The organism is Nocardiopsis akebiae, from assembly GCF_018316795.1.
GTDB lineage: Bacteria > Actinomycetota > Actinomycetes > Streptosporangiales > Streptosporangiaceae > Nocardiopsis > Nocardiopsis dassonvillei.
This window is the reverse complement of sequence record NZ_CP074132.1, coordinates 2438315-2459010: the sequence shown is the minus strand read 5'-3', so window position 1 is coordinate 2459010 and position 20696 is coordinate 2438315. Positions and strand designations below refer to the sequence as shown.

The 20696-nt window shown below is 73.1% G+C and carries 20 protein-coding genes; 3 read left to right on the top strand and 17 right to left on the bottom strand.

What is annotated here, in order from left to right:
* Nucleotides 1–21 precede the first annotated feature (21 nt).
* Together KGD83_RS10625 and KGD83_RS10620 are read right to left on the bottom strand one after the other, a co-directional pair.
* On the bottom strand, nt 22–1848 hold the full coding sequence (locus KGD83_RS10625; RefSeq protein ID WP_249352266.1) for a solute symporter family protein: 1827 nt from the start codon (nt 1846–1848) through the stop codon (nt 22–24).
* Complete coding sequence (locus KGD83_RS10620) at nt 1845–2291, bottom strand: DUF485 domain-containing protein (RefSeq protein ID WP_212643617.1); 447 nt, start codon at nt 2289–2291, stop codon at nt 1845–1847. Before KGD83_RS10620 ends, KGD83_RS10625 begins: the two co-directional genes overlap by 4 nt.
* A gap of 530 nt (nt 2292–2821) precedes the next feature.
* Between KGD83_RS10620 and KGD83_RS10615 the strand changes: the two genes are divergently transcribed.
* Entirely contained in the window at nt 2822–3097 is a 276-nt protein-coding gene (locus tag KGD83_RS10615; RefSeq protein ID WP_013154013.1) for an Lsr2 family protein, read from the top strand.
* Nucleotides 3098–3457: 360 nt separating this feature from the next.
* On the opposite strand, the gene hutI is transcribed toward KGD83_RS10615, so the two are convergent.
* The 7 genes from hutI to KGD83_RS10580 form a co-directional block, all read right to left on the bottom strand.
* Entirely contained in the window at nt 3458–4663 is a 1206-nt protein-coding gene (gene hutI / locus KGD83_RS10610; RefSeq protein WP_212643616.1) for an imidazolonepropionase, read from the bottom strand.
* Nucleotides 4660–6126, bottom strand: coding sequence for a formimidoylglutamate deiminase (locus KGD83_RS10605; protein ID WP_212643615.1), 1467 nt, complete (start codon nt 6124–6126; stop codon nt 4660–4662). The genes hutI and KGD83_RS10605 overlap by 4 nt, the downstream gene beginning before the upstream one ends.
* A complete protein-coding gene (locus KGD83_RS10600) occupies nt 6123–7406 on the bottom strand; it encodes an allantoate amidohydrolase (RefSeq protein WP_212643614.1) in 1284 nt (427 codons plus the stop codon). The genes KGD83_RS10605 and KGD83_RS10600 overlap by 4 nt, the downstream gene beginning before the upstream one ends.
* 74 nt (nt 7407–7480) lie before the next feature.
* A complete protein-coding gene (gene hutU, locus KGD83_RS10595; RefSeq protein WP_212643613.1) occupies nt 7481–9139 on the bottom strand; it encodes a urocanate hydratase in 1659 nt (552 codons plus the stop codon).
* A gap of 221 nt (nt 9140–9360) precedes the next feature.
* Nucleotides 9361–10908 (bottom strand): histidine ammonia-lyase, encoded by a 1548-nt coding sequence (gene hutH / locus KGD83_RS10590; protein ID WP_212643612.1) that lies wholly within the window; start codon nt 10906–10908, stop codon nt 9361–9363.
* Between the two features lie 104 nt (nt 10909–11012).
* The gene (locus tag KGD83_RS10585; protein ID WP_212643611.1) at nt 11013–11414 is read right to left on the bottom strand and encodes a type II toxin-antitoxin system VapC family toxin; all 402 of its coding nucleotides are present in this window, start codon (nt 11412–11414) and stop codon (nt 11013–11015) included.
* Entirely contained in the window at nt 11411–11671 is a 261-nt protein-coding gene (locus tag KGD83_RS10580) for a hypothetical protein (RefSeq protein ID WP_212643610.1), read from the bottom strand. The genes KGD83_RS10585 and KGD83_RS10580 overlap by 4 nt, the downstream gene beginning before the upstream one ends.
* A 116-nt stretch (nt 11672–11787) precedes the next feature.
* Here KGD83_RS10580 and KGD83_RS10575 point away from each other — a divergent pair, with 116 nt between their 5' ends.
* Nucleotides 11788–12549, top strand: a complete 762-nt coding sequence (locus KGD83_RS10575; RefSeq protein ID WP_212643609.1) for an IclR family transcriptional regulator — start codon at nt 11788–11790, stop codon at nt 12547–12549.
* Here the strand turns inward: KGD83_RS10575 and KGD83_RS10570 are convergent.
* Nucleotides 12541–13221 (bottom strand): hypothetical protein, encoded by a 681-nt coding sequence (locus KGD83_RS10570; protein ID WP_212643608.1) that lies wholly within the window; start codon nt 13219–13221, stop codon nt 12541–12543. The genes KGD83_RS10575 and KGD83_RS10570 overlap by 9 nt on opposite strands.
* Before the next feature lie 114 nt (nt 13222–13335).
* Here KGD83_RS10570 and KGD83_RS10565 point away from each other — a divergent pair, with 114 nt between their 5' ends.
* Nucleotides 13336–13593 (top strand): hypothetical protein, encoded by a 258-nt coding sequence (locus KGD83_RS10565; RefSeq protein ID WP_212643607.1) that lies wholly within the window; start codon nt 13336–13338, stop codon nt 13591–13593.
* Between the two features lie 281 nt (nt 13594–13874).
* Here KGD83_RS10565 and KGD83_RS10560 read toward each other — a convergent pair whose 3' ends face one another.
* From KGD83_RS10560 to KGD83_RS10530, 7 genes are all read right to left on the bottom strand, one after another.
* On the bottom strand, nt 13875–14246 hold the full coding sequence (locus KGD83_RS10560) for an RNA polymerase-binding protein RbpA (protein ID WP_013154023.1): 372 nt from the start codon (nt 14244–14246) through the stop codon (nt 13875–13877).
* Between the two features lie 79 nt (nt 14247–14325).
* Nucleotides 14326–14562: a preprotein translocase subunit SecG gene (secG, locus tag KGD83_RS10555; protein WP_013154024.1), complete on the bottom strand. Its 237-nt coding sequence runs from the start codon at nt 14560–14562 to the stop codon at nt 14326–14328.
* A 273-nt stretch (nt 14563–14835) separates the two neighbouring features.
* Nucleotides 14836–15612, bottom strand: a complete 777-nt coding sequence (gene tpiA / locus KGD83_RS10550; RefSeq protein WP_212643606.1) for a triose-phosphate isomerase — start codon at nt 15610–15612, stop codon at nt 14836–14838.
* Nucleotides 15613–15820: 208 nt separating this feature from the next.
* Complete coding sequence (locus KGD83_RS10545; protein ID WP_212643605.1) at nt 15821–17005, bottom strand: phosphoglycerate kinase; 1185 nt, start codon at nt 17003–17005, stop codon at nt 15821–15823.
* Nucleotides 17006–17146: 141 nt separating this feature from the next.
* A complete protein-coding gene (gene gap, locus KGD83_RS10540; protein ID WP_013154027.1) occupies nt 17147–18151 on the bottom strand; it encodes a type I glyceraldehyde-3-phosphate dehydrogenase in 1005 nt (334 codons plus the stop codon).
* A gap of 327 nt (nt 18152–18478) precedes the next feature.
* Nucleotides 18479–19459, bottom strand: a complete 981-nt coding sequence (gene whiA, locus KGD83_RS10535; RefSeq protein ID WP_013154028.1) for a DNA-binding protein WhiA — start codon at nt 19457–19459, stop codon at nt 18479–18481.
* 247 nt (nt 19460–19706) lie between these two features.
* Nucleotides 19707–20681, bottom strand: coding sequence for a gluconeogenesis factor YvcK family protein (locus KGD83_RS10530; RefSeq protein WP_212643604.1), 975 nt, complete (start codon nt 20679–20681; stop codon nt 19707–19709).
* Nucleotides 20682–20696 lie beyond the last annotated feature (15 nt).

The following is a 20696-nucleotide window of genomic DNA, read 5'->3' as shown; positions in this document are numbered from 1 at the left end:
CCCCCGCCCCGGACCCGCGGGTCAGTCCCGCTCGGCGCCCCACCCGGTCAGGGAGCGCACCCGCAGCTCGGTGAAGCGCGCGGTGTCGCGCTCCGGCGAGAGCAGACTGCCCGCGACCGCGCACGCGAAGCCGAAGGGCACCGCCAGCAGCGCCGGGTTCTCCATCGGGAAGAGCTGGATGTCGATCCAGGCGGGCAGCACCGACAGGTTCTCCCCAGTGACGGGGTCGGTCCTGCCCGACATCACCGGCGAGAGCAGCATGAGCAGCAGGGTGGCGGACAGCCCGCCGTAGACGCCCCACTCCACGCCCCTGGTGTTGAAGCGGCGCCAGAACATGGTGAGCAGGATGACCGGCAGGTTGGCCGCGGCCGCGACGGCGAAGGCCAGCCCCACCAGGAAGGCCACGTTCATTTCCTGGGCGCGCACGGCCAGCACGATGGCCACGGCGCCGACCAGGCAGGCGGAGAGACGCGCCACACCCACCTCCTGCGACTCCCGGGGCCTGCCCCACATGAGGATGTGGCCGAACAGGTCGTGCGCGATCGAGGAGGACGAGGCCAGGGTGAGACTGGCGATGACGGCGAGGATGGTGGCCAGCGCGACCGCCGAGATCAGCGCGAGCAGCACGGCCGCGCCCGCCGGACCGGCGGTCAGCCGCCCCACCTCCTCGGCGAGCATCGGCACCGCGGTGTTGCCCGAGGGGTCCGCGGCCGCGATGCGCTCGGAGCCGACCAGCGCCGCGGCGCCGAAGCCCAGGGCCAGCGTCATGAGGTAGAAGGCCCCGACCATGACGATCGTGCGGTTGACCGACGAGCGCGCCGCCCGTCCGTCGGGCACGGTGTAGAAGCGGATGAGGACGTGCGGCAGCGCCACCGTGCCCAGCACCAGGGCCAACCCGAGACTGACGAGGTCGAGCTTGTTGAACAGGGTCCGGGCGGGGTCGCCGGAGACCTCCACCCCGAAGCGCAGCCCCGGTTCCAGGAAGGCCCGCCCGTGCCCGCTGGCCTCGGCGGCCCCGTCGAGGAGGGCGCGCGGGTCGAAGGCGAACAGGGCCAGCACCAGGGCGGTGAGCAGTCCGGTGGCGGCCAGCAGCGCGACCGCCTTGATGATCTGGAGCCAGGTGGCCGCCTTCATGCCGCCGTACACGACGTAGACGATCATGAGCACGCCCACGAGCACGATCACGCCCGTGCGGGCCTGCTCGGCGCCCATGCCCAGGAAGGTCCCGCCGTCGTGCAGGCCCAGCAGGACCGCGACCAGGGCTCCGGCGCCCACCATCTGCGCGACCAGGTAGAACACGCACACGGTGACGGTGGAGACGGTGCAGGCCAGGCGCACCCGCATCCGGCGCATGCGGAAGGCCGGCAGGTCGGCCATGGTGAAGCGGCCGGTGTTGCGCACCAGTTGGGCCATCGGCAGCACCAGCAGCCAGGCCACAAGGAAGCCGATGGAGTACAGGAAGCCGTCGTAGCCCTGGAGGGAGATCATCCCGGCGATGCCGAGGAAGGAGGCCGCGGACAGGTAGTCGCCGGTCAGGGCGAGCCCGTTCTGGGTGCTGGAGAAGCCGCGTCCGCCCGCGTAGAAGTCGACCGCGCCCCGGGTAGTGCGCCCGGCGCGGACGGTGACGGCGAGGGTGACCAGGACGAACAGGGCGCACAGGCCCACCGTCCAGGCGTGCGCGACGCCGAACTCGCCCCCCAGGGCGCCGCCCAGGGCGTCCAGGGGGCCGGCGGCCGCGGACGGCCCGGCGGCGGCGGGCGTTTCGGTGACCGCTGCCACTCCGGCGGCCACCGCGGCGGCGCCGTCCCCCGTGACGGCACCGCCCGCGGCCGCTGCGGCGGCGCTCATCGGCCCGCCGCCGTCCCGTCGGCGGCCTCCCCGCCCCGGGCCTCCTCGCGGATCTCCCGCGCGAGGGGGTCCAGGGAGCGCTCGGAGAAACGGCCGAACGCCCAGGCGAGGGCGAACACCCACAGGAACTGTCCGATTCCCATGGCCAGTGCCACGTTCACCGAATCCGTGAGCGGCCTGCTCATGAAATCGCGTGCGTAGGCGGAGAGCAGAAGATAGGACAGGTAACCGAGCAGGAATGCCGATACCAGGAGTCCCGACTGGAGCGCGAACCGCCTTCGGAGTTTCACGAAACGCGGATCGACCGACACGCGCTCGCAGGCACGCGTGCGTTCGGCCCGCGCGCGCCGGCGCTCCGCCGCGGACGCGGTTCCCCCCGGTCGCGGCGCCTGCCCCCGGACGCCGACACGCCCTCTGTGGACACCCTCCATGTACTCGACCACGGCCCTCCCCCTGCTCCCTCTCTCCGGACGCCGCTCCCCCACGGCGTCCGCCGTTCCCCTTGTGCGCGGCGCGGGCGCCACCACGGGTCCGTCCGGAGGGAACGGCCGAACACGGCGCTTTCCCCCGGATGGGGCAATACCCTAGCGATGCGCCCGGCTCCGTGTTCGCCAAACGCCCAAATCGGTTTTCAGCAATGGTGCGAAAGCGTTTCAAGAAACGGACAAAAAGCTGCAAGGCAAACACGCGGCGCCATAACGGCCGCCCCGCCGCGGCCTCCGCCCCGCCGCGCGCACGGCGGGGGCACGCGCGCGGACGCCGCACCCGCGCGCGCCGCGCCCGCGCGGACCCCCTGGTCACCCCGGGCACGCCAGCCGGACACGGGCGCACGCGCCCCCGAATCTTCGCTAGGCTTCGGGGCGACCCCGAACCCGTGACGGCACATCCGGCGTGCAGCCGGTTTGCGCTTTCGTACAGGTGTATGATTAATGGGTCCGCTCTGTTCACGCGATACCGAAGGGAAATCCCCGCCGTGGTCACCGAGGTCTTCACGCTCAAGTACTGCGATCCCCACGCCGTCAGCGAGGAGAAGGTCGAGGCGACTGAGGTCATCCAGTTCGCCTGGGAGGGTGTCGTCCGCGAGGTCGACGCGTGCGCCGACTGCTTCAAGGAGCACGAGGCCCGTCTGGAGCCGCTCGTCGACTACTCGCGTCCGGTGAAGAAGCGCCGCGTCACCAAGAAGGCCGCGTCCTCCTCCTCCGCGCCCGCCGAGGGCTCCGACGACTCCGCGGACGACGAGTCGAACTAGCCAGCGTCCCCGGGCGCGGATCCGCGCCCTCGGGAACGGCCTCATCGCGTCAACCGCGAGCGGGGGCCGACGACACCCCCCAGTGATCGTCGGCCCCCGCGTTCTGTGCGCGGCCCCGGGCGGGAGACGCGTGCCCGGTCCCGGCCCGCGGGCCGCCCCGGCACGCCCCGGGTTCGCCGCGGACTTCCTCGAAGGGAGCGTGGGCCGGTGCCCCACCACCGCGGAACGACGCTGTACCGCGGCGGCGGACACGCACCGACGTGCATCCAGGTTCGGTGCCGCGGGTTTCGGGGAGGTTAGCCGTTCGTTGAGTTCGCGAAGACGTTGGATGGCCCGCTCGTCACACCGTGCCCTTCACGCTCAGGGTCGGCCCGAGACCAGCTCCCCGTCCTTCCAGACCGCCGCGACCTGGGGGACCCCCGGCCGGTAGGCGAGGTAGAGGTGGTTGGGCGCGTCCAGCAGGACCAGGTCGGCGCGCGCGCCGGGGGCCAGGTGGCCGACGTCGGTGCGGCGCAGCGCCCGCGCCCCTCCCGCGGTGGCCGCCCACACCGCCTCGTCGGGGGTCATGCCCATGTCGCGGACGGCGACCGCGACGCAGAAGGCCAGGCTGGAGGTGAAGCACGAACCCGGGTTGCAGTCGCTGGCCAGGGCGACCAGGGCCCCGGCGTCGATGAGCGCGCGGGCGTCCGGGTAGGGCTGGCGGGTGGAGAAGTCCACCCCGGGCAGCAGGGTGGCGACCGTGGGCTCGGGGCGCGCGGCCGCCTGGACCAGGGCGTCCACGTCCCCGGGCTCCAAGTGGGTGCAGTGGTCGACCGAGGCGGCGCCCAGTTCGACCGCCAGGCGCACGCCCGGCCCCGGTCCGAGCTGGTTGCCGTGCACGCGGGGCAGCAGCCCGCGCTCCATCCCGGCGGTCAGGACCCGGCGGGAGGCGTCCTCGTCGAAGGCGCCGCGCTCGCAGAAGACGTCGATCCACCGGGCGTGCGGCGCGCAGGCCTCCAGCATCGGCCCCGTGACCAGGTCGACGTAGCCCCGGGGATCGTCGGCGTACTCGGGGGCGACCACGTGCGCGCCCAGGAAGGTGACCTCGTCGGTGACGCGGGCGGCCGCGGCCAGGCAGCGCTCCTCGTCGGCGACGGTGAGCCCGTACCCGGACTTGACCTCCAGGGTGGTGGTGCCCTGGTCACGGGCCTCGCGGAGCAGGCGCCGGGCGCCCGCGAGCAGGTCGGCGTCGGAGGCCCGGCGGGTGGCGGCCACGGTGGTGCGGATGCCGCCCGCCGAGTAGGGGCGGCCGCTCATCCGGGCGGCGAACTCGCGGCTGCGGTCGCCCGCGAAGACGATGTGGGAGTGGCTGTCGACGAACCCGGGGATGACGCAGCGCCCGGCGGCGTCGATCCGCGCGTCGGCGGCGGGCGCCTGGGCGCGCGGGCCCGACCAGGCCACCCGGCCGTCCTCGACCACCAGGGCGGCGTCGGGGACCTCCCCCACGGCGCCTCTTCCACGGGAGGGGTCGTTGGTGACCAGGGTGGCGATGTCGTCGATGACGACGCTGCGGGGCACGTCGCTCACGTGAGGACCTCCTTGATGGCGGTGTCGAGTTCGCGCGCGGTGTCGGGGACCAGGGTGTGGACGCCGTCGCGCACGGTCCAGCGCCCGTCGGCCATCACGTGCCGCACGTCGGCGGCGGTGGCGGCGAAGACGACGGCGTCGGCGGCCCGGGCGGGGTCGGCCCCGGCCAGGCGGGTTCCGTCCAGGGGGACGTTGACCAGGTCGGCCCGCGCTCCCGGGGCCAGGACACCGGCGTCGGGCGCCCCGCGCGGGGGTTCCTGCGCTCCTGCTCCGCGAAGTACGGGACCCTCGGACGCTCCGGGGAAACCGGTGCCCGGGACGCCGGTCCCCGGGTCGCGGGTCCAGCCCAGGCTGGCGTGCCCGTGCGCGGTGGCGGCGCGCAGCAGCTCCCCGGCGCCCAGGGTGCCGCGCCGGTGGGTGCGCAGGCGCTCGTGGAGTTCGACCGCCCTGGCCTCCTCGAACATGTCGGTCAGGGCGTGCTGGTCGGTACCCAGGCTGAGCGGGGCGGGCAGCAGGTCTCCGGTGCGCGGCAGGCCGTCCGCCAGGTCGCGCTCGGTCGTGGGGCACAGGCACACGGTGGCGCCGGACGAGCGCAAGGCCGCCACGTCGGCGTCGTCCAGGTGGGTGGCGTGCACCAGGCTCGTGCGCGCGGTGAGCGCGCCCGCGTCGGCGAGCACGGCCGTGGGGGTGCGGCCGTACGCGGCCAGGCAGGCGGCGTTCTCGGCGGGCTGCTCGGAGACGTGGGCGTGCAGCACGGCGTCGCGCCCGGCGGCGAACGCGGCGACCTCGGACAGCTGCGCGACGGGGACCGCGCGCACCGAGTGGGCGGCCGCTCCCGTGCGCACGTGCGCGCCCCCGGGGCGGAACGCGGCGGCGCGTTCGGCCCACCCGTCCGCGTCCCCGTCGCCGAAGCGCAGCTGGGTACCGGCCAGCGGCCGGTGGACGCCGCTCCCGTCCAGCCCGCCGGACAGGTAGCACACGTCCAACAGGGTGATCCGGATCCCCGCGTCGGCCGCGGCGGCAGCCAGGGCGTGGCCCATGGCGTTGGGGTCGGCGTAGCGGACCCCGCCGGGCGCGTGGTGCAGGTAGTGGAACTCGCCCACGCAGGTGATCCCGGCCAGGGCCATCTCGGCGTAGACCGCCCTGGCGAGGCGGTGGTAGGTGTCGGGGTCCAGTCGCTCCGCCACGCGGTACATCGTCTCGCGCCAGGTCCAGAAGGAACCGCCACCGGTGTGGGTGCGCCCCCGCAGCGCCCGGTGGAAGGCGTGCGAGTGGGCGTTGGCGAGCCCGGGCAGGGTGAGGCCGGTGAGGGTCTCGGCGCCTCCGGGGCGTGGCGTCGCGGCCGTCACCGAGGTGATCCGGCCGTCGGCCACCTCCACGAGCACGCCGTGCTCGGGGGCGCCGTCCCCGGCGCCGGTCCACGCCCACTCGCACCACAGGCGGTGGTCGCGCGGCGGCCTCACCGGTCCCCCTCCCGGACGGGGCGGGCGAGCAGGTCCTGGAGCACGTCGGCCAGGGCGAGCACCCCCGCGTGGCAGTCCTCGGGGCGGGCCCGCTCCTCGGGTGAGTGCGACACCCCGGTCGGGTTGCGCACGTACAGCATCGCTGTGGGCACGTGCGCGGCGAGCACCCCGGCGTCGTGCCCGGCCCCGGTCGGCAGCACCGGCACCCGGGGGTCGGGGGCGCGGTCGGCGACCACCGCGGCCAGGCGGTCGCGCAGGCCGTGCGCGAACGACACCAGCGGGGTCAGCGACTCGTTGGCGGTCGCGCAGTCCACCCCGTGCTCGCGTGAGGCCCGCTCTGCGGCCTCGCGCACCCCGGCCACGACCGCGCCGAGCGCGGCCTCGTCGGCGGCGCGGGCGTCCAGCCAGGCGCTGACCCGGGACGGGATCGCGTTCGTGCCGTTGGGGTTGACCAGGGCCCTGGCCACGGTGGCGCGGGCGTCGTGCTCCTCGGCCAGCGCGCGGGCCGCCAGGATCGTGTGCGCGAAGGGAAGCATGGGGTCGCTGCGGTCGTCCAGGCGGGTGGTGCCCGCGTGGTCGGCGCGGCCGGTGAAGTCCATCCGCCAGCGCCCGTGCGGCCAGATCGCGCTGGCCACGCCCACCGGGTGGACGGTCTCCTCCAGGGCGCGGCCCTGCTCCACGTGCAGTTCCACGAACACGTCCAGGTCCGCCAGGGCCCCGGGGTCGGCGCCGATCGCGTCGGGGTCGTGCCCGGCGGCCTCCATCGCCCGGGCCCAGGTCGTCCCGGAGGCGTCGGTGAGGCCGCGCGCCCGCTCGGGGGAGATCTCCCCGGCCGTCAGGCGGCTGCCCAGGCAGGGGACGCCGAACCGGCCGCCCTCCTCCTCGGCGAACACCGTGACGGCCAGCGGGCGGGCCGGGGTCAGTCCGCGCCCGCGCAGCACGTCCACGGCGGCCAGGGCGCTGACCACGCCGAGGGGCCCGTCGAAGGCCCCGCCGTCGGGGACCGAGTCCAGGTGGGACCCGGTGGCCACCGCGCCCGGGCCGGGCACGCCCCACCAGGCCCACAGGTTGCCGTTGCGGTCGGTGCGCACGTCCAGGTCCCGGGCGGCGGCGGCCTCGATGAACCAGGCGCGGGCGTCGGCGTCGGCACCGTTCCAGGCGTGGCGGCGGTAGCCGCCGCTGCCCGGGTCGCGGCCCACGGGCACCAGGTCGGCCCACAGGCGGTCGAAGGCCCCGGGGTCGTGGGCGGTGGAGTCGGGGGCGGTGGAATGGTGGCTCACAGGGTGTTTCCCCACGTCGGAACGGATGGTCGTACGCGCGGCCGGGGCGCCCTCGGCGGGCGCCCCGGCGCGGTTCAGTCCCCTTCGCGCATCGGGACGCGGATGCCGTGCTCACGGGCGACGCGCCCGGCCTCGTCGTACCCGGCGTCCACGTGGCGGATGACGCCCGTGGCGGGGTCGTTGGTGAGCACCCGCTCCAGCTTGGCGGCGGCCAGGTCGGTGCCGTCTGCGACGCTGACCTGCCCGGCGTGCAGCGAGCGGCCCATGCCCACTCCCCCTCCGTGGTGGATGGACACCCACGAGGCGCCGGAGGAGGTGTTGACCAGGGCGTTGAGCAGCGGCCAGTCGGCGATGGCGTCGGAGCCGTCCAGCATCCCCTCGGTCTCGCGGTAGGGGGAGGCCACCGAGCCGGTGTCCAGGTGGTCGCGGCCGATGGCCAGCGGCGCGCGGACCTCGCCCGAGGCCACCAGTTCGTTGAAGCGCGCCCCGGCGGCGGCCCGCTCGCCCTGGCCGAGCCAGCAGATGCGGGCGGGCAGCCCCTGGAAGGCGACCCGCTCCCCCGCCATGCGGATCCACCGGGCCAGGTGCTCGTTGTCGGGGAACAGGTCCAGGACGGCCCGGTCGGTGCGGGCGATGTCGGCGGGGTCGCCCGACAGCGCCGCCCACCGGAACGGCCCCCTGCCCTCGCAGAACAGGGGCCGGATGTAGGCGGGGACGAACCCGGGGAAGTCGAAGGCGCGGGCGAAGCCGCCGCTGCGGGCCTCGTCGCGGATGGAGTTGCCGTAGTCGAAGACCTCGGCGCCCGCGTCCTGGAAGCCCACCATGGCCTCCACGTGCGCGGCCATGGACTCGCGTGCCCGGTCGGTGAACTCCTCGGGCCCGGCGGCGGCCAGGTCCCTCCAGTCCTCGAAGGCCACCCCGGCGGGCAGGTAGGCGAGGGGGTCGTGGGCGGAGGTCTGGTCGGTGACCACGTCGATCGGGGCGCCGCGCGAGAGCAGTTCGGGCAGGACCTCGGCGGCGTTGCCGAGCACCCCGACCGACAGCGGGCGCCGCTCGTCGCGCGCCCGCACGGCCAGTTCCAGGGCGTGGTCGAGGCTGTCGGCGCGCACGTCCAGGTAGCGGTGATCGATGCGGCGTTCGATGCGTCCGGGGTCGCACTCGACCACGATCGCGACGCCGTCGTTCATGGTGACGGCCAGCGGCTGGGCGCCGCCCATCCCGCCGAGTCCGGCGGTGAGGGTGATGGTTCCGGCCAGGGTCCCGCCGAACCGCTTGGCGGCCACGGCGGCGAAGGTCTCGTAGGTGCCCTGGAGGATGCCCTGGGTGCCGATGTAGATCCACGAACCGGCGGTCATCTGCCCGTACATGGTCAGGCCCCGCGCCTCCAGGCGGCGGAACTCGGGCCAGTTCGCCCAGTCCCCCACCAGGTTGCCGTTGGCGATGAGCACGCGGGGCGCCCACTCGTGGGTGCGCATGACGCCGACCGGGCGGCCGGACTGCACGAGCAGGGTCTCGTCGCCCTCCAGGTCGCGCAGGGCGGCGGTGATGCGGTCGAAGCTGCGCCAGTCGCGCGCCGCCCTGCCCGTGCCGCCGTAGACCACCAGCTCCTCGGGGCGTTCGGCGACCTCGGGGTCGAGGTTGTTGTGGAACATGCGCAGGGCGGCCTCCTGCTGCCACCCCTTCGCGGACAGGGTGGTGCCGCGCGCGGCGCGGACGGTACGTGGACTGCTCACACGGTTCTCCTCGAAGTCGTGGGGCCTGTTCGGGCGTCGGCGGGGTTCTGGAGGATTCGTAGGTGGGACGGCAGGTACTGCGGCCGAAGGCCGTCGTTTTAGGGGTGGTGGCGGGCGACGGCGCGGGCACGAGCCGTCACACCGGAGGATCAGGAGGTTCCCGCCCTTTGGGGCGCCCGAACGCGGGCCGAAGCGGAGCGGAGGCCCAAAGCAGACACCGCTCAGGCCAGGGGGACGACGGTCTCGGCTGCCCCGACCACGGAGCCGTCGGTGATCAGGTCGGCGACGGCGGCGATCTCGGGGGCCAGGTGGCGGTCGGGGCCGGGGCCGGAGACCCTCTCCCGTACGGTGCGCAGCACGGCGCCGGTGGCGGGGCCGGGCTCCAGCGGCGAGCGCAGGTCCAGGGCTCGGGCGGCGGTGAGCAGCTCCACCGCGAGCACGCTGGTCAGCCCGTCCACGGCGCGGCGCAGCTTGCGGGCGGCCGACCAGCCCATGGACACGTGGTCCTCCTGCATGGCCGAGCTGGGGATGGAGTCGACGCTGGCGGGCACGGCCAGGCGCTTGAGCTCGGAGACGACGGCCGCCTGCGTGTACTGGGCGATCATGTGCCCGGAGTCCACGCCGGGGTCGTCGGCCAGGAAGGCGGGCAGGCCGTGGGAGCGGGACACGTCGAGCATGCGGTCGGTGCGCCGCTCGGCGATGGAGGCGGTGTCGGCGACGGCGATGGCCAGGAAGTCGAGCACGTAGGCAACGGGCGCGCCGTGGAAGTTGCCGTTGGACTCCACCCGCCCGTCGTCCAGGACCACGGGGTTGTCGATGACGCTGTCGAGTTCGCGCCCGGCCACCAGCAGCGCGTGGGCCAGGGTGTCGCGGGCGGCGCCGGCCACCTGCGGCGCGCAGCGCAGCGAGTAGGCGTCCTGGACCCGGTTGCAGTCGGGGCCGCGGTGGGAGGCGACGATGGGCGAGGAGTCGAGCAGGGCGCGCAGATTGGCCGCGGAGGCGGCCTGGCCGGGGTGGGGGCGCAGGCGCTGGAGCTCCTCGGCGAAGACGCGGTCGGTGCCCAGCAGCGCCTCGACGCTCATGGCGGCGGTGATGTCGGCGACCTTGAGCAGGCGCTCCAGGTCCATGCAGGCCAGCACGAGCATGCCGAGCATGCCGTCGGTGCCGTTGATCAGCGCCAGGCCCTCCTTGGCGCCCAGTTCGACCGGTCGGATCCCGGCCCCGTGCAGGGCGGTGTGGGCGGGCACGTCCCGCCCGGCGGCGTCGCGGACCCGGCCCTCGCCCATCAGGGCCAGCGCCACGTGCGACAGGGGCGCCAGGTCCCCCGAGCAGCCCAGGCTGCCGTACTCGTGCACGACCGGGGTGATACGGGCGTTGAGCAGCGCGGCGAGGGTCTCGGCGGTGGCGACCTCCACGCCGGTGTTGCCCGAGGCCAGGGTGCGCAGGCGCAGCAGCATGAGGGCGCGCACGACCTCGTCCTCCACCTCGGGCCCGGTCCCGGCGGCGTGCGAGCGGATGAGGGAGCGCTGGAGGCCGGCCCGCAGGTCGGGGGCGATGTGGCGGGTGGCGAGAGCGCCGAAGCCGGTGCTGACCCCGTAGGCGGGCACCTCGCCGCGGGCGAGCGACTCGACCCGTTCGCGGCCGTGGCGGAGGGCCTTGCGGGCCTGCTCGGACAGGGTGACACGGGCGCCGTGGCGGGCCACGTCGAGGATCTGGGCCGGGGTGAGCGGCGCATCGCCGACGACGACGGAAGGAACTGCTGTGGACATGTTCCCCATTTGACCCCCCGCGTGGCCCCTGGCGAAGGGCTGACACGAGGGTTCCGTCTGGGATCTCAGACAGCATGCCCCTGTCCTCCGAACCCTCCGTCTGGTTAACGGATCACCCGCACTTCACACCGCAGTCCCGGAGCGGAAACCAGCCGGACATCCCCTGTCACAAGGGCGCAGTCCAAAGCCTCCGCCACAGCGACGTAAGCCGCGTCGTACGCGGTGAGGTTGGAACGGAGTTCCCAGATCCTGTCCGCCACGCCTCCGACGGGCTCCACGTGCGCGATGGCCTGCAAGCCGTAGAGCTTGCGTGCTGCTTCGGCGTCACCGACCGACACCTTCTTCCCGAGCACGAGTCCTCGCAGGGCGTTGAGGAACTCCACCCGTTGGTGGTTGGGGGCGTACCACTCGCTGTCAGCACCCAGGACACGTCGCGCCATGGCCGTGGAACGCCCCGGCGCTCCAAGGTAGAGGTCGATCAGGACGGACGTGTCGACAACGATCACACGGCACCGCTCTCACCATGAGCGTCCAACGCCTCGTCTCCACGAGCGGCTCGTACCGCCATGACGATCTCGTCCATGCTCAGGTTGGCCCCTGGCAAAGGGGACTGCTCGACGATCTCCCGGTTACGGACGAAACGCGCCTCGCGCTCCAGCAGGGTCAGCAGATAGGCCTGGAGCGACTTGCCCGACCGCTTGGCCTCACCGGCCAGAACCTCTCTGACCTCATCCGGAACATCCTTGACCTGAATAGCTCCCATGGAGCCATAGTAGCGCCAAAACCAACCCTGCGAGCGAAGAAACATCGCCTCTTTGGCGCCATTCAGGCGTCCCGTTGGAGTTTTCCGGCCAGCACGTCATGCGAGACAATCAGGACATGAGCCTCGTTCCGGCGGCCACCCGCGCGCTGCGGCTGCTGCGCTTCCTGGCGACCCGCCCCGGGCCGGTGTCGGCCTCGGCGATCGCCGCCGAACTGGGCATGCCCCGTTCCAGCGTGTACCAGCTGCTGGAGGCCATGGCGCGGGAGGGCTTCGTGACGCACCTGCCCGAGGAGCACCGCTGGGGCCTGGGCGTGGCGGCCTTCGAGATCGGCTCGGCCTACCTGCGCCACGACGGCGTCGAACGCCTGGCCCGTCCGCTGCTGCACCAGCTCACCGAGGCCACCGGCGCCACCGCGCACCTGGGCGTGCTGCACGGGGCCGACACCCTCTACCTGCTCAAGGAGCAGCCGCCGCACGCCCCGTCGCTGATCACCGGGGTGGGGGTGCGCCTGCCCGCGCACCTGACAGCGTCGGGTCGGGCCATGCTGGCCCGGCTGCCGCGCGCCCAGGTGCGCGCCCTGTACCCGGACGCGGCGGCCTTCACCACCCGCACCGGCCGGGGCCCGGCCTCGCCCGGCGAGCTGCGCCGGGTCCTGGCCGAGGAGCGGCGCCGGGGCTGGTCCATCGAGGAGGGGCAGGTCACCGAAGGCTTCGTCTCGGTGGCCGCGGCCGCCTGCGACCACAACGGCCGCCCCGCCGCGGCGATCAGCCTGACGGTGCCCAGCGCGCGGCCGGTCACCCCGCAGGCGCTGGCCGGGCGGGTCCGCGACGCGGCGGCCGACCTGACCCGGCGCCTGGACGGCCGCGCCTCACCGTAGCGGCGGGGTCCGCTCCACGAGCGAGGGCAGCGGGGCCGTGCGCTCCACCATCCGCAGGATCTTCTCCTTGAGGTCGACGGGCACCTGCACGTAGAACTGCGTGGGCGCGTCCACCGCCTCCAGGTCCAGGCTCTCGGCGGTCTCGGCCCAGCTGGGCAGCTCGGCGTCGGTGCGGTGGGTGTCCAGCACGAACTCGATGAAGTAGATGAGCCGGCGCCCGCCGGTGTGCACCTCGCGGATGCGCCGGATCTCCGTCCAGGCGATGAACGTGCCCTCGCCGGGGAACCACCACTTGCGCTCCTGCAGAACCGTCACGCCGTCGCTGTCGGCGCTGATGCCCTGCCGGGTGATGCGCTGGGGCAGGCCCCGCAGCACGAACACGTTGCTCCCCGGGCCGACGAAGAGCATGGCCAGGCCCGCGAAGGCCCACAGCGTCACCGAGCCGACAGTGGTCTCCTGCCGCAGCACGTGCCAGAGCATCGACCCCAGCACCACCACGAACCCCGCGGTGAGGGTGGCGGAGAAGTAGGCCACGGCCATCCACATGCGCGTGTTGGGACCGCGCAGGCTGACGTACCTGCGCAGGTGGGAGACGCTCTCGGGCGTCCGGGTCAGGTCCGAGGGGACACCTCGGGGGGCGGCGGGGGCGTCCGCGGGTTCGGGGGAGGCCATACCCACCATTGTCCCCACTCCGGCGGGTGCTCCGTGCGCCGGACACCGTGCGGCCGCGGGGATGATGGGCCAAAGCACGGGTGGACGCGGCCGGGGAGCGCTAGAGTCCGGTCCATGAGGCCGAACACGAGCGAGTACGACACCGAGCTGAGGCTGAACGGCGAGGTGATCGTCCTGGAGGGGGTGTCCTACCAGGGGCGCACCGTGCTTCCGGAGGGGCCGGACAGGTTCGCCTGCCTGGAGCGCTGGGCCAAGGGGGTGGCCGAGACCCTGGGGGAACCGGTCACCTGGCGCGCCGAGGAGAACGGGCGGCTGGCCGGACGCGGGACGGTCCAGCCCGGTCCCGGGGCTCAGAACCGCCGGGCGCTCTGAGCTCCGCACTTGGCGCACTGGAACTTGCGGTCGTCGCCGAGTATCCAGTCGTGGTCCCCGCCGGTGGGGCACGTAGACATCGACACCATCTCCTCACAGGGGCTGTCGGGGTGCGTGCCGATCACTCTATTTCCCAAGAACCACATCAGTCCCGTGAATGAGAAGTTCGCCCTCGTATTCACGTATGGCGGGACATCGTCCCCGGTCACCGGGCACGGAGACGCGCGTGGGGCCCGTCGCGGTCGCGACGGGCCCCACCGAAAGCCTGTGGGGAGGAGCGGCTAGTTCTGCCTGGCCCTCATGTGGGCCTCGACGGCGGCGCGGTCGGCGCGCAGCTTGGCCAGGGCCTCGTCGAGGATGAGCTTGCCCTCCTCCTCGCTGCGGCGCTCCTTCACGTACGCCAGGTGGGTCTTGTACGGCTCGGTGCGCGGCGGCGACGGGGGGTTCGCCTTGTCCTTGCCCGCGGGGAAGCCGCAGCGCGGGCAGTCCCACTCGTCGGGGACCAGCGCCTCGCTCGCGAAGCTGGGCACGACCTCGTGCAGGTTCGCGCAGTAGAACGGAACCCGGACGCGCGGGGCGGCCTCGCCCCGCTCGGCCTCGCCCATGGGACCGGCTCCGACACGGCTGCCACGAATGGCACTGCCACTACCCACGAAAAACTCCTTCGGCGAACTCGCTCACCGGTTCTCGGGCGAGCTTGACGGTGGACGGGGTGTGCCCGCGGGTCGCGGGCTACATGCCCCGGTTGATCAGCAGGCCGAGGATGACGATGGCGATGATCCACACGACCCCGATCGCGATGGTCATCCGGTCGAGGTTGCGCTCGACCACCGACGATCCGCCGAGCGAGGACGTGACGCCACCGCCGAACATGTCGGAGAGACCGCCGCCCTTGCCCTTGTGCATGAGCACCAGGAGGACCAGCAGCACGCTGAGAAGCATCACGAGGATGGACAGACCGAGGATCACACGCTCACCCGTAGCTCGACCCCGAAGCGGGGGGTTATGGACCGACCCCGTTTCCCGTGCGCACCAGCGGTGACACCGGACCGGCGCGGACACCCGGGAAGCAGGGGACCGGGGACAATTTCGGATTTTACCGTGCCCTTGGCAGCACGGGCGGGGAAACCGCGAGGCACGGAGAACCCCATAGCGAAGTCTAGCCCGACCCGGCGACCTGTCGGGCACCCCGCCCGTCACCATCGGGCATCGAAGCGTGACGGGCGGGGGTTCGCGCAGCGGCTAGTTCTCGCCGAAGCGGATGATCTTCACGAACTCGTCGGCCTTGAGGCAGGCGCCGCCGACCAGGGCCCCGTCCACGTCGTCCTTGGCCATGATGCCGGGGGCGTTGTCGCCCTTGACCGAACCGCCGTAGAGGACGCGCACCGCGCCCGCGACCTCGGGCGAGTACAGCTCTGCCAGGCGCGCGCGGACGGCCGAGCACACCTCCTGGGCGTCCTCGGGGGTGGCGACCTCGCCGGTGCCGATGGCCCACACGGGCTCGTAGGCGACGACGATCCTCTCGGCCTGCTCGGCCGGGACCTCCTTGAGGGCGCCGTCCAGCTGGGCCAGGACGTGCTCGACCTGTCGGCCCGCCTTGCGGACCTCCAGGCCCTCGCCCACGCACAGGATCGGGACGATGCCGTTGGCGAACGCCGCCTTGACCTTGGTGTTGACCAGGGCGTCGTCCTCGCGGTGGTACTCGCGGCGCTCGGAGTGGCCCACCAGCACGTAGGAGCAGTCCAGCTTGGCCAGCATGGACCCGGAGACCTCGCCGGTGTAGGCGCCCTTCTCGTGCGCGGAGATGTCCTGGGCGCCGTAGACGATCTTGAGCTTGTCGCCGTCGACCAGGGTCTGGACGCTGCGCAGGTCGGTGAACGGCGGCAGGACGACGACCTCGGCGTTGTCGTAGTCCTTGTCGTTGAGCGCGAACGCCAGCTTCTGGACGAGCGCGATCGCCTCCAGGTGGTTGTTGTTCATCTTCCAGTTGCCCGCGATGAGCGGCAGGCGCTGGGACATGTCGGCACTTCCTTACGCAGTGGACTGATGATGTGTTCGGGCGCCGCCGGGGTTGTGGAGGTGGCGTAGGCGGGACTGCGAGGAACGAGCCGTCACACCGAAGGCACCGAAGGTTCCCGGTTCCCGGACGCCCGAACAAGGAAAGAACTACGCGTAGCGTCGGTTGAGGGCGACGGGCGGGCGAAGCGGAGCCCCGAGGGGCGCGGGCCTACTTCAGGGCGTCGATACCGGGCAGGTCCTTGCCCTCCAGGTACTCCAGGCTGGCGCCGCCGCCGGTGGAGATGTGGCCGAAGGCCGCCTCGTCGAAGCCCAGCGCGCGCACGGCCGCGGCGGAGTCGCCGCCGCCGACCACGGTGAAGGCGTCGGAGTCGACCAGGGCCTGGGCCAGCGCCCGGGTGCCCCCGGCGTAGGGCTCCATCTCGAACACGCCCATCGGGCCGTTCCAGAACACGGTCCGGGCGTCGGCCAGCTTCCGCGCGAAGAGCTCCTGGCTGCGGGGGCCGATGTCCAGGCCCATCCGGTCGGCCGGGATCGACTCGACGGCGACCGGGTCGTGCGCGGCGTCGGCGGAGAACTTCTCGGCGGCCACCACGTCCACCGGCAGGACGATCTCCACGCCCTCGCGCTCGGCGCGCTCCAGGTAGCCCTTGACGGTGTCGATCTGGTCGGCCTCCAGAAGGCTGGAGCCGACCTCGTGGCCCTGGGCCTTGAGGAAGGTGAAGACCATGCCGCCGCCGATGAGCAGGCGGTCGGCGGTGCCCAGCAGGTTGTCGATGACGCCGAGCTTGTCGGAGACCTTGGAGCCGCCCAGGACCACGGCGTAGGGCCGCTGGGGGTCGCCGGTGAGCCTGCGCAGCACCTCGACCTCGTTCAGCACCAGGCCGCCGACGGCGTGCGGCAGCCTGCCGGGCAGGTCGTAGACGCTGGCGTGCCTGCGGTGCACGGCGCCGAAGGCGTCGCCCACGTACAGGTCGGCGAGCTGGGCGAAGCGGTCCGCGAGCTCCGCGCGCTCGGCGTCGTCCTTGCTGGTCTCCCCCGGCTCGAAGCGCACGTTCTCCAGCAGGGCGACCTGGCCGTCCGTGAGGGCCTCGGAGGTGGCGCGGGCCGACTCCCCGGCGGTGTCGGAGGCGAAGGCCACCTCGGTGCCGAGCAGTTCGCCCAGGCGCGCGGCGACCGGGCGCAGCGAGTAGCGGGGGTCCGGGGCGCCCTTGGGACGGCCCAGGTGGGCGGCGACGATGACGCGGGCGCCGCGCTCGCGCAGAGCGGAGATGGTGGGCACGGCCGCGCGGATGCGCCCGTCGTCGGTGATGCGGTCGCCGTCCAGGGGCACGTTCAGGTCGGCCCGGACGAACACGCGCCTGCCGGAGACGTCGAGGTCGTCGATCGTCCGCATGCTGGGTCTCCTCTTGGAATGTGGGATGTGGCGGTCCCGGGCGGTGGGGCCGGGAGGGGCGCGTACGACGGCACCCCTCCGCGCGCACTGCGGGCGAAGGGGTGCCGTCTCACGCGCCGGTGGCCATGGGGGCCGTGGACGCTACAGGCCGGAGCCGACCAGCTTGGCCAGGTCGACCAGGCGGTTGGAGTAGCCCCACTCGTTGTCGTACCAGCCGACGATCTTGACCTGGTTGCCGAAGGCCATGGTCAGCTTGGAGTCGAAGGTGCACGAGGGAGAGGTGCCGACGATGTCGGAGGAGACGATCTCGTCCTCGGTGTAGACGAGCACGTCCTTGAGCGGACCCTCGGCGGCGGCCTTGAACGCGGCGTTGACCTCGTCCTTGGTGACCTCGCGCTCCAGGGTGACGACCAGGTCGGTCACGGAGCCGTCGGGCACGGGGACGCGCATGGCCATGCCGTCCAGCTTGCCCTGGAGCTCGGGGATGACCAGCGCGGTGGCCTTGGCGGCACCGGTGGTGGTCGGGATGATGTTCTGCGCGGCCGCGCGGGCGCGACGCAGGTCCTTGTGCGGGAAGTCCAGGATGACCTGGTCGTTGGTGTAGGCGTGGACCGTGGTCATCAGGCCCTGCTTGACGCCGAAGTTGTCCAGGAGGACCTTGGCCATCGGCGCGACGCAGTTGGTGGTGCAGGAGGCGTTGGAGATGACGTGGTGGTTGGCCGCGTCGTACTTGTCGTCGTTGACGCCCATGACGACGGTGATGTCCTCGCCCTTGGCCGGGGCGGAGATGATGACCTTCTTGGCGCCGGCCTCGATGTGCTTCTTGGCGTCCTCGGCCTTGGTGAAGATGCCGGTGGACTCGACCACCACGTCCACGTTCAGGTCCGACCAGGGCAGCTGGGCCGGGTCGCGCTGGGCCAGGACCTTGATGGTCTTGTCGCCCACGCGGATGAAGTCGTCGCCGACCTCGACGTCGCCCTCCAGGGTGCCGAGCACGGTGTCGTACTTGAGCAGGTGCGCGAGCGTCTTGGTGTCGGTGAGGTCGTTGACCGCGACGATTTCGATGTCGCTGCCACCAGCGGCGACCGCGCGCCAGAAATTGCGGCCGATCCTGCCGAAGCCGTTGACGCCTACACGGATGGTCACGGAACCAATCTCCTCATATATCGCACATCATTTCCACCCGGGCACTGGTCCCCGCCCCGAGCGCCGTATTCCGGGGTCAACCGGTCGACCGCCATGAGCAGGTTCAACGCACACAGGGTGTTCACCACGAGCCTAGCGGAGCACCGGCGAAGAGCCGCTGCTGGGCCACGGCCGAGCCTGCGGGCCCGGTGGATTCGCGACCATCCTGGCACTGCGAGCCGGAGAGGTCTATACCATTTTCCGAAGTTATCCGGGAGTTTTCGCAGTTAACAAAGCCGAACATCGGTGTTACGGCGCGAGCGCCCTGGGGTCGCGGCGGGCTCCGGGTCAGGGCACCAGCATGTCCGGGGTCAGGTTGGCCTCGGTGCCCTCGATGCCAAGGTCGCTCGCGCGCTTGTCGGCCATCGCCAGCAGCCTGCGGATACGCCCCGCGATGGCGTCCTTGGTCAGCGGCGGGACGGACAGCTGCCCCAGCTCCTCCAGGGAGGCCTGCTTGTGCGCCAGGCGCAGCTGGCCCGCGGCCACCAGGTGCTTGGGCGCGTCCTCGCCCAGGATCTCCAGCGCCCGCTCCACGCGCGCGCCCGCCGCCACCGCCGCCCGCGCGCTGCGCCGCAGGTTCGCGTCGTCGAAGTTGGCCAGCCGGTTGGCGGTGGCGCGCACCTCCCGGCGCATCCGCCGCTCCTCCCACGCCAGCACGCTCTGGTGGGCGCCCAGCAGGGTCAGCAGCGCGCCGATGGAGTCGCCGTCGCGGACCACCACCCGGTCCACGCCGCGCACCTCGCGCGCCTTGGCGTGCACCTTGAGCCGACGCGCGGCGCCCACCAGCGCCAGCGCGGCCTCCGGCCCGGGGCAGGTCACCTCCAGAGACATCGACCGGCCCGGCTCGGTGAGGGAGCCGTGCGCGATGAACGCGCCCCGCCAGGCCGACTCGGCGTCGCAGGCTCCGCCGGCCACCACGTGCCGGGGCAGGCCGCGCACCGGGCGGCCGTTGTTGTCCACCAGCCCCGTCTGCCGGGCCAGCGACTCGCCGTCCTTGATCACCCGGACCACGTACCGGTTGCCCTTGCGCAGGCCGCTCGGGGACAGCACGACCACCTCGGACTCGTGCCCGAATACCTCGGAGATGTCCTTGCGCAGGCGGCGCGCGGCCGCGCCCGTGTCGAGCTCGGCCTCGATCACGATGCGCCCGCCCACCAGGTGCAGGCCCCCGGTGAACCGCAGGATGGTGGACACCTCGGCCTTGCGGCAGCATGGCTTGAGAATGGTCAGCCGGCTCAACTCATCCTTCACCACGCCGGTCATCGCCATCGCTGAGGTCCTCCCCGTCACACAACCCGACCCGGCGCCACGCGCTCGGCACCGGGGATGCGCCGCCGCGGCCCTGCCACGAGCGGCTTACTCCGTGGCAGACTACGTGACCGGGCGCTGGCTGCCGACCCCCGCACGGCGTGTTGCCCATCCGCCGACCAGCGGCGCCGCGCACCCTGGGGGCCTTCGTGCCGGTGTGCGGCCAATTGCCCCCGACCTGCGGGAACCGCGGACCGCCACCGGCCCCTCAGCCCTCCAGGACCCTCTCGAAGGCCGCCGCGAGCCGGTCGGGGTCGTGCCGCGGCGTGCCGTCGTCGCGGGACAGCTCCGCCAGCTCCAGGCGTCCGCCCAGCTCGCCCACCACCCGAACCAGGGGTTCGGGCTCCTCCACGGTCCCCCGGTCGGCGAGCACCACGTCCACCCCCAGCTTGGGCGCGTGCTCGCGCAGCACCTCCAGGTAGGTCTCGGGGCGGAAGCCGTCGGTCTCGCCCCGCTGCGGGGACAGGTTCAGCGCCACCATGCGCTTGGCGCGGGTGGTGACCAGGGCGTGCGCCAGGTCAGGGACCAGCAGGTGGGGCAGCACGCTGGTGAACCACGACCCGGGGCCGAACACCACCCAGTCGGCCTCGCGCACCGCCTTGACCGCCTGCGGGCTGGCGGGCGGGTCCTCGGGGATCAGTGAGATGGAGCGCACCTTGCCGCTGGTGCTGGCGCACGCCACCTGGCCGCGCACCGTGGTCAGCTCATCGGGCCGCGCCGGGTCGATCCCCGACACCTCGGCGGCGATGTCCAGCGGCACCGACGACATCGGCAGCACCCTGCCGTGCGCGCCCAGCAGCTGGCCCACCCAGTCCAGGCCCGCCACGGAGTCGCCGAGCAGCTCCCACAGGGCCACGATCAGCAGATTGCCGACCGCGTGGCCGTGCAGTTCGCCCTCGGAGCGGAAGCGGTGCTGGATCACCTCGCTCCAGGTGTGGCCCCACTCGTCGTCGCCGCACAGCGCGGCCAGCGCCATGCGCAGGTCGCCGGGGGGCAGGACGCCCAGCTCCCGGCGCAGGCGGCCGCTGGAGCCGCCGTCGTCGGCGACGGTGACGACCGCCGTCACGTCGGTGGTCACCCTGCGCAGGGCCGACAGGGAGGCGTGCAGGCCGTGCCCGCCCCCCAGCGCGACCACCCGGGGCGGACGCCGCCCGTCACCGTCGGGTGCTGTGCTCTTCGCCATGGCTGTGGTCTGCCC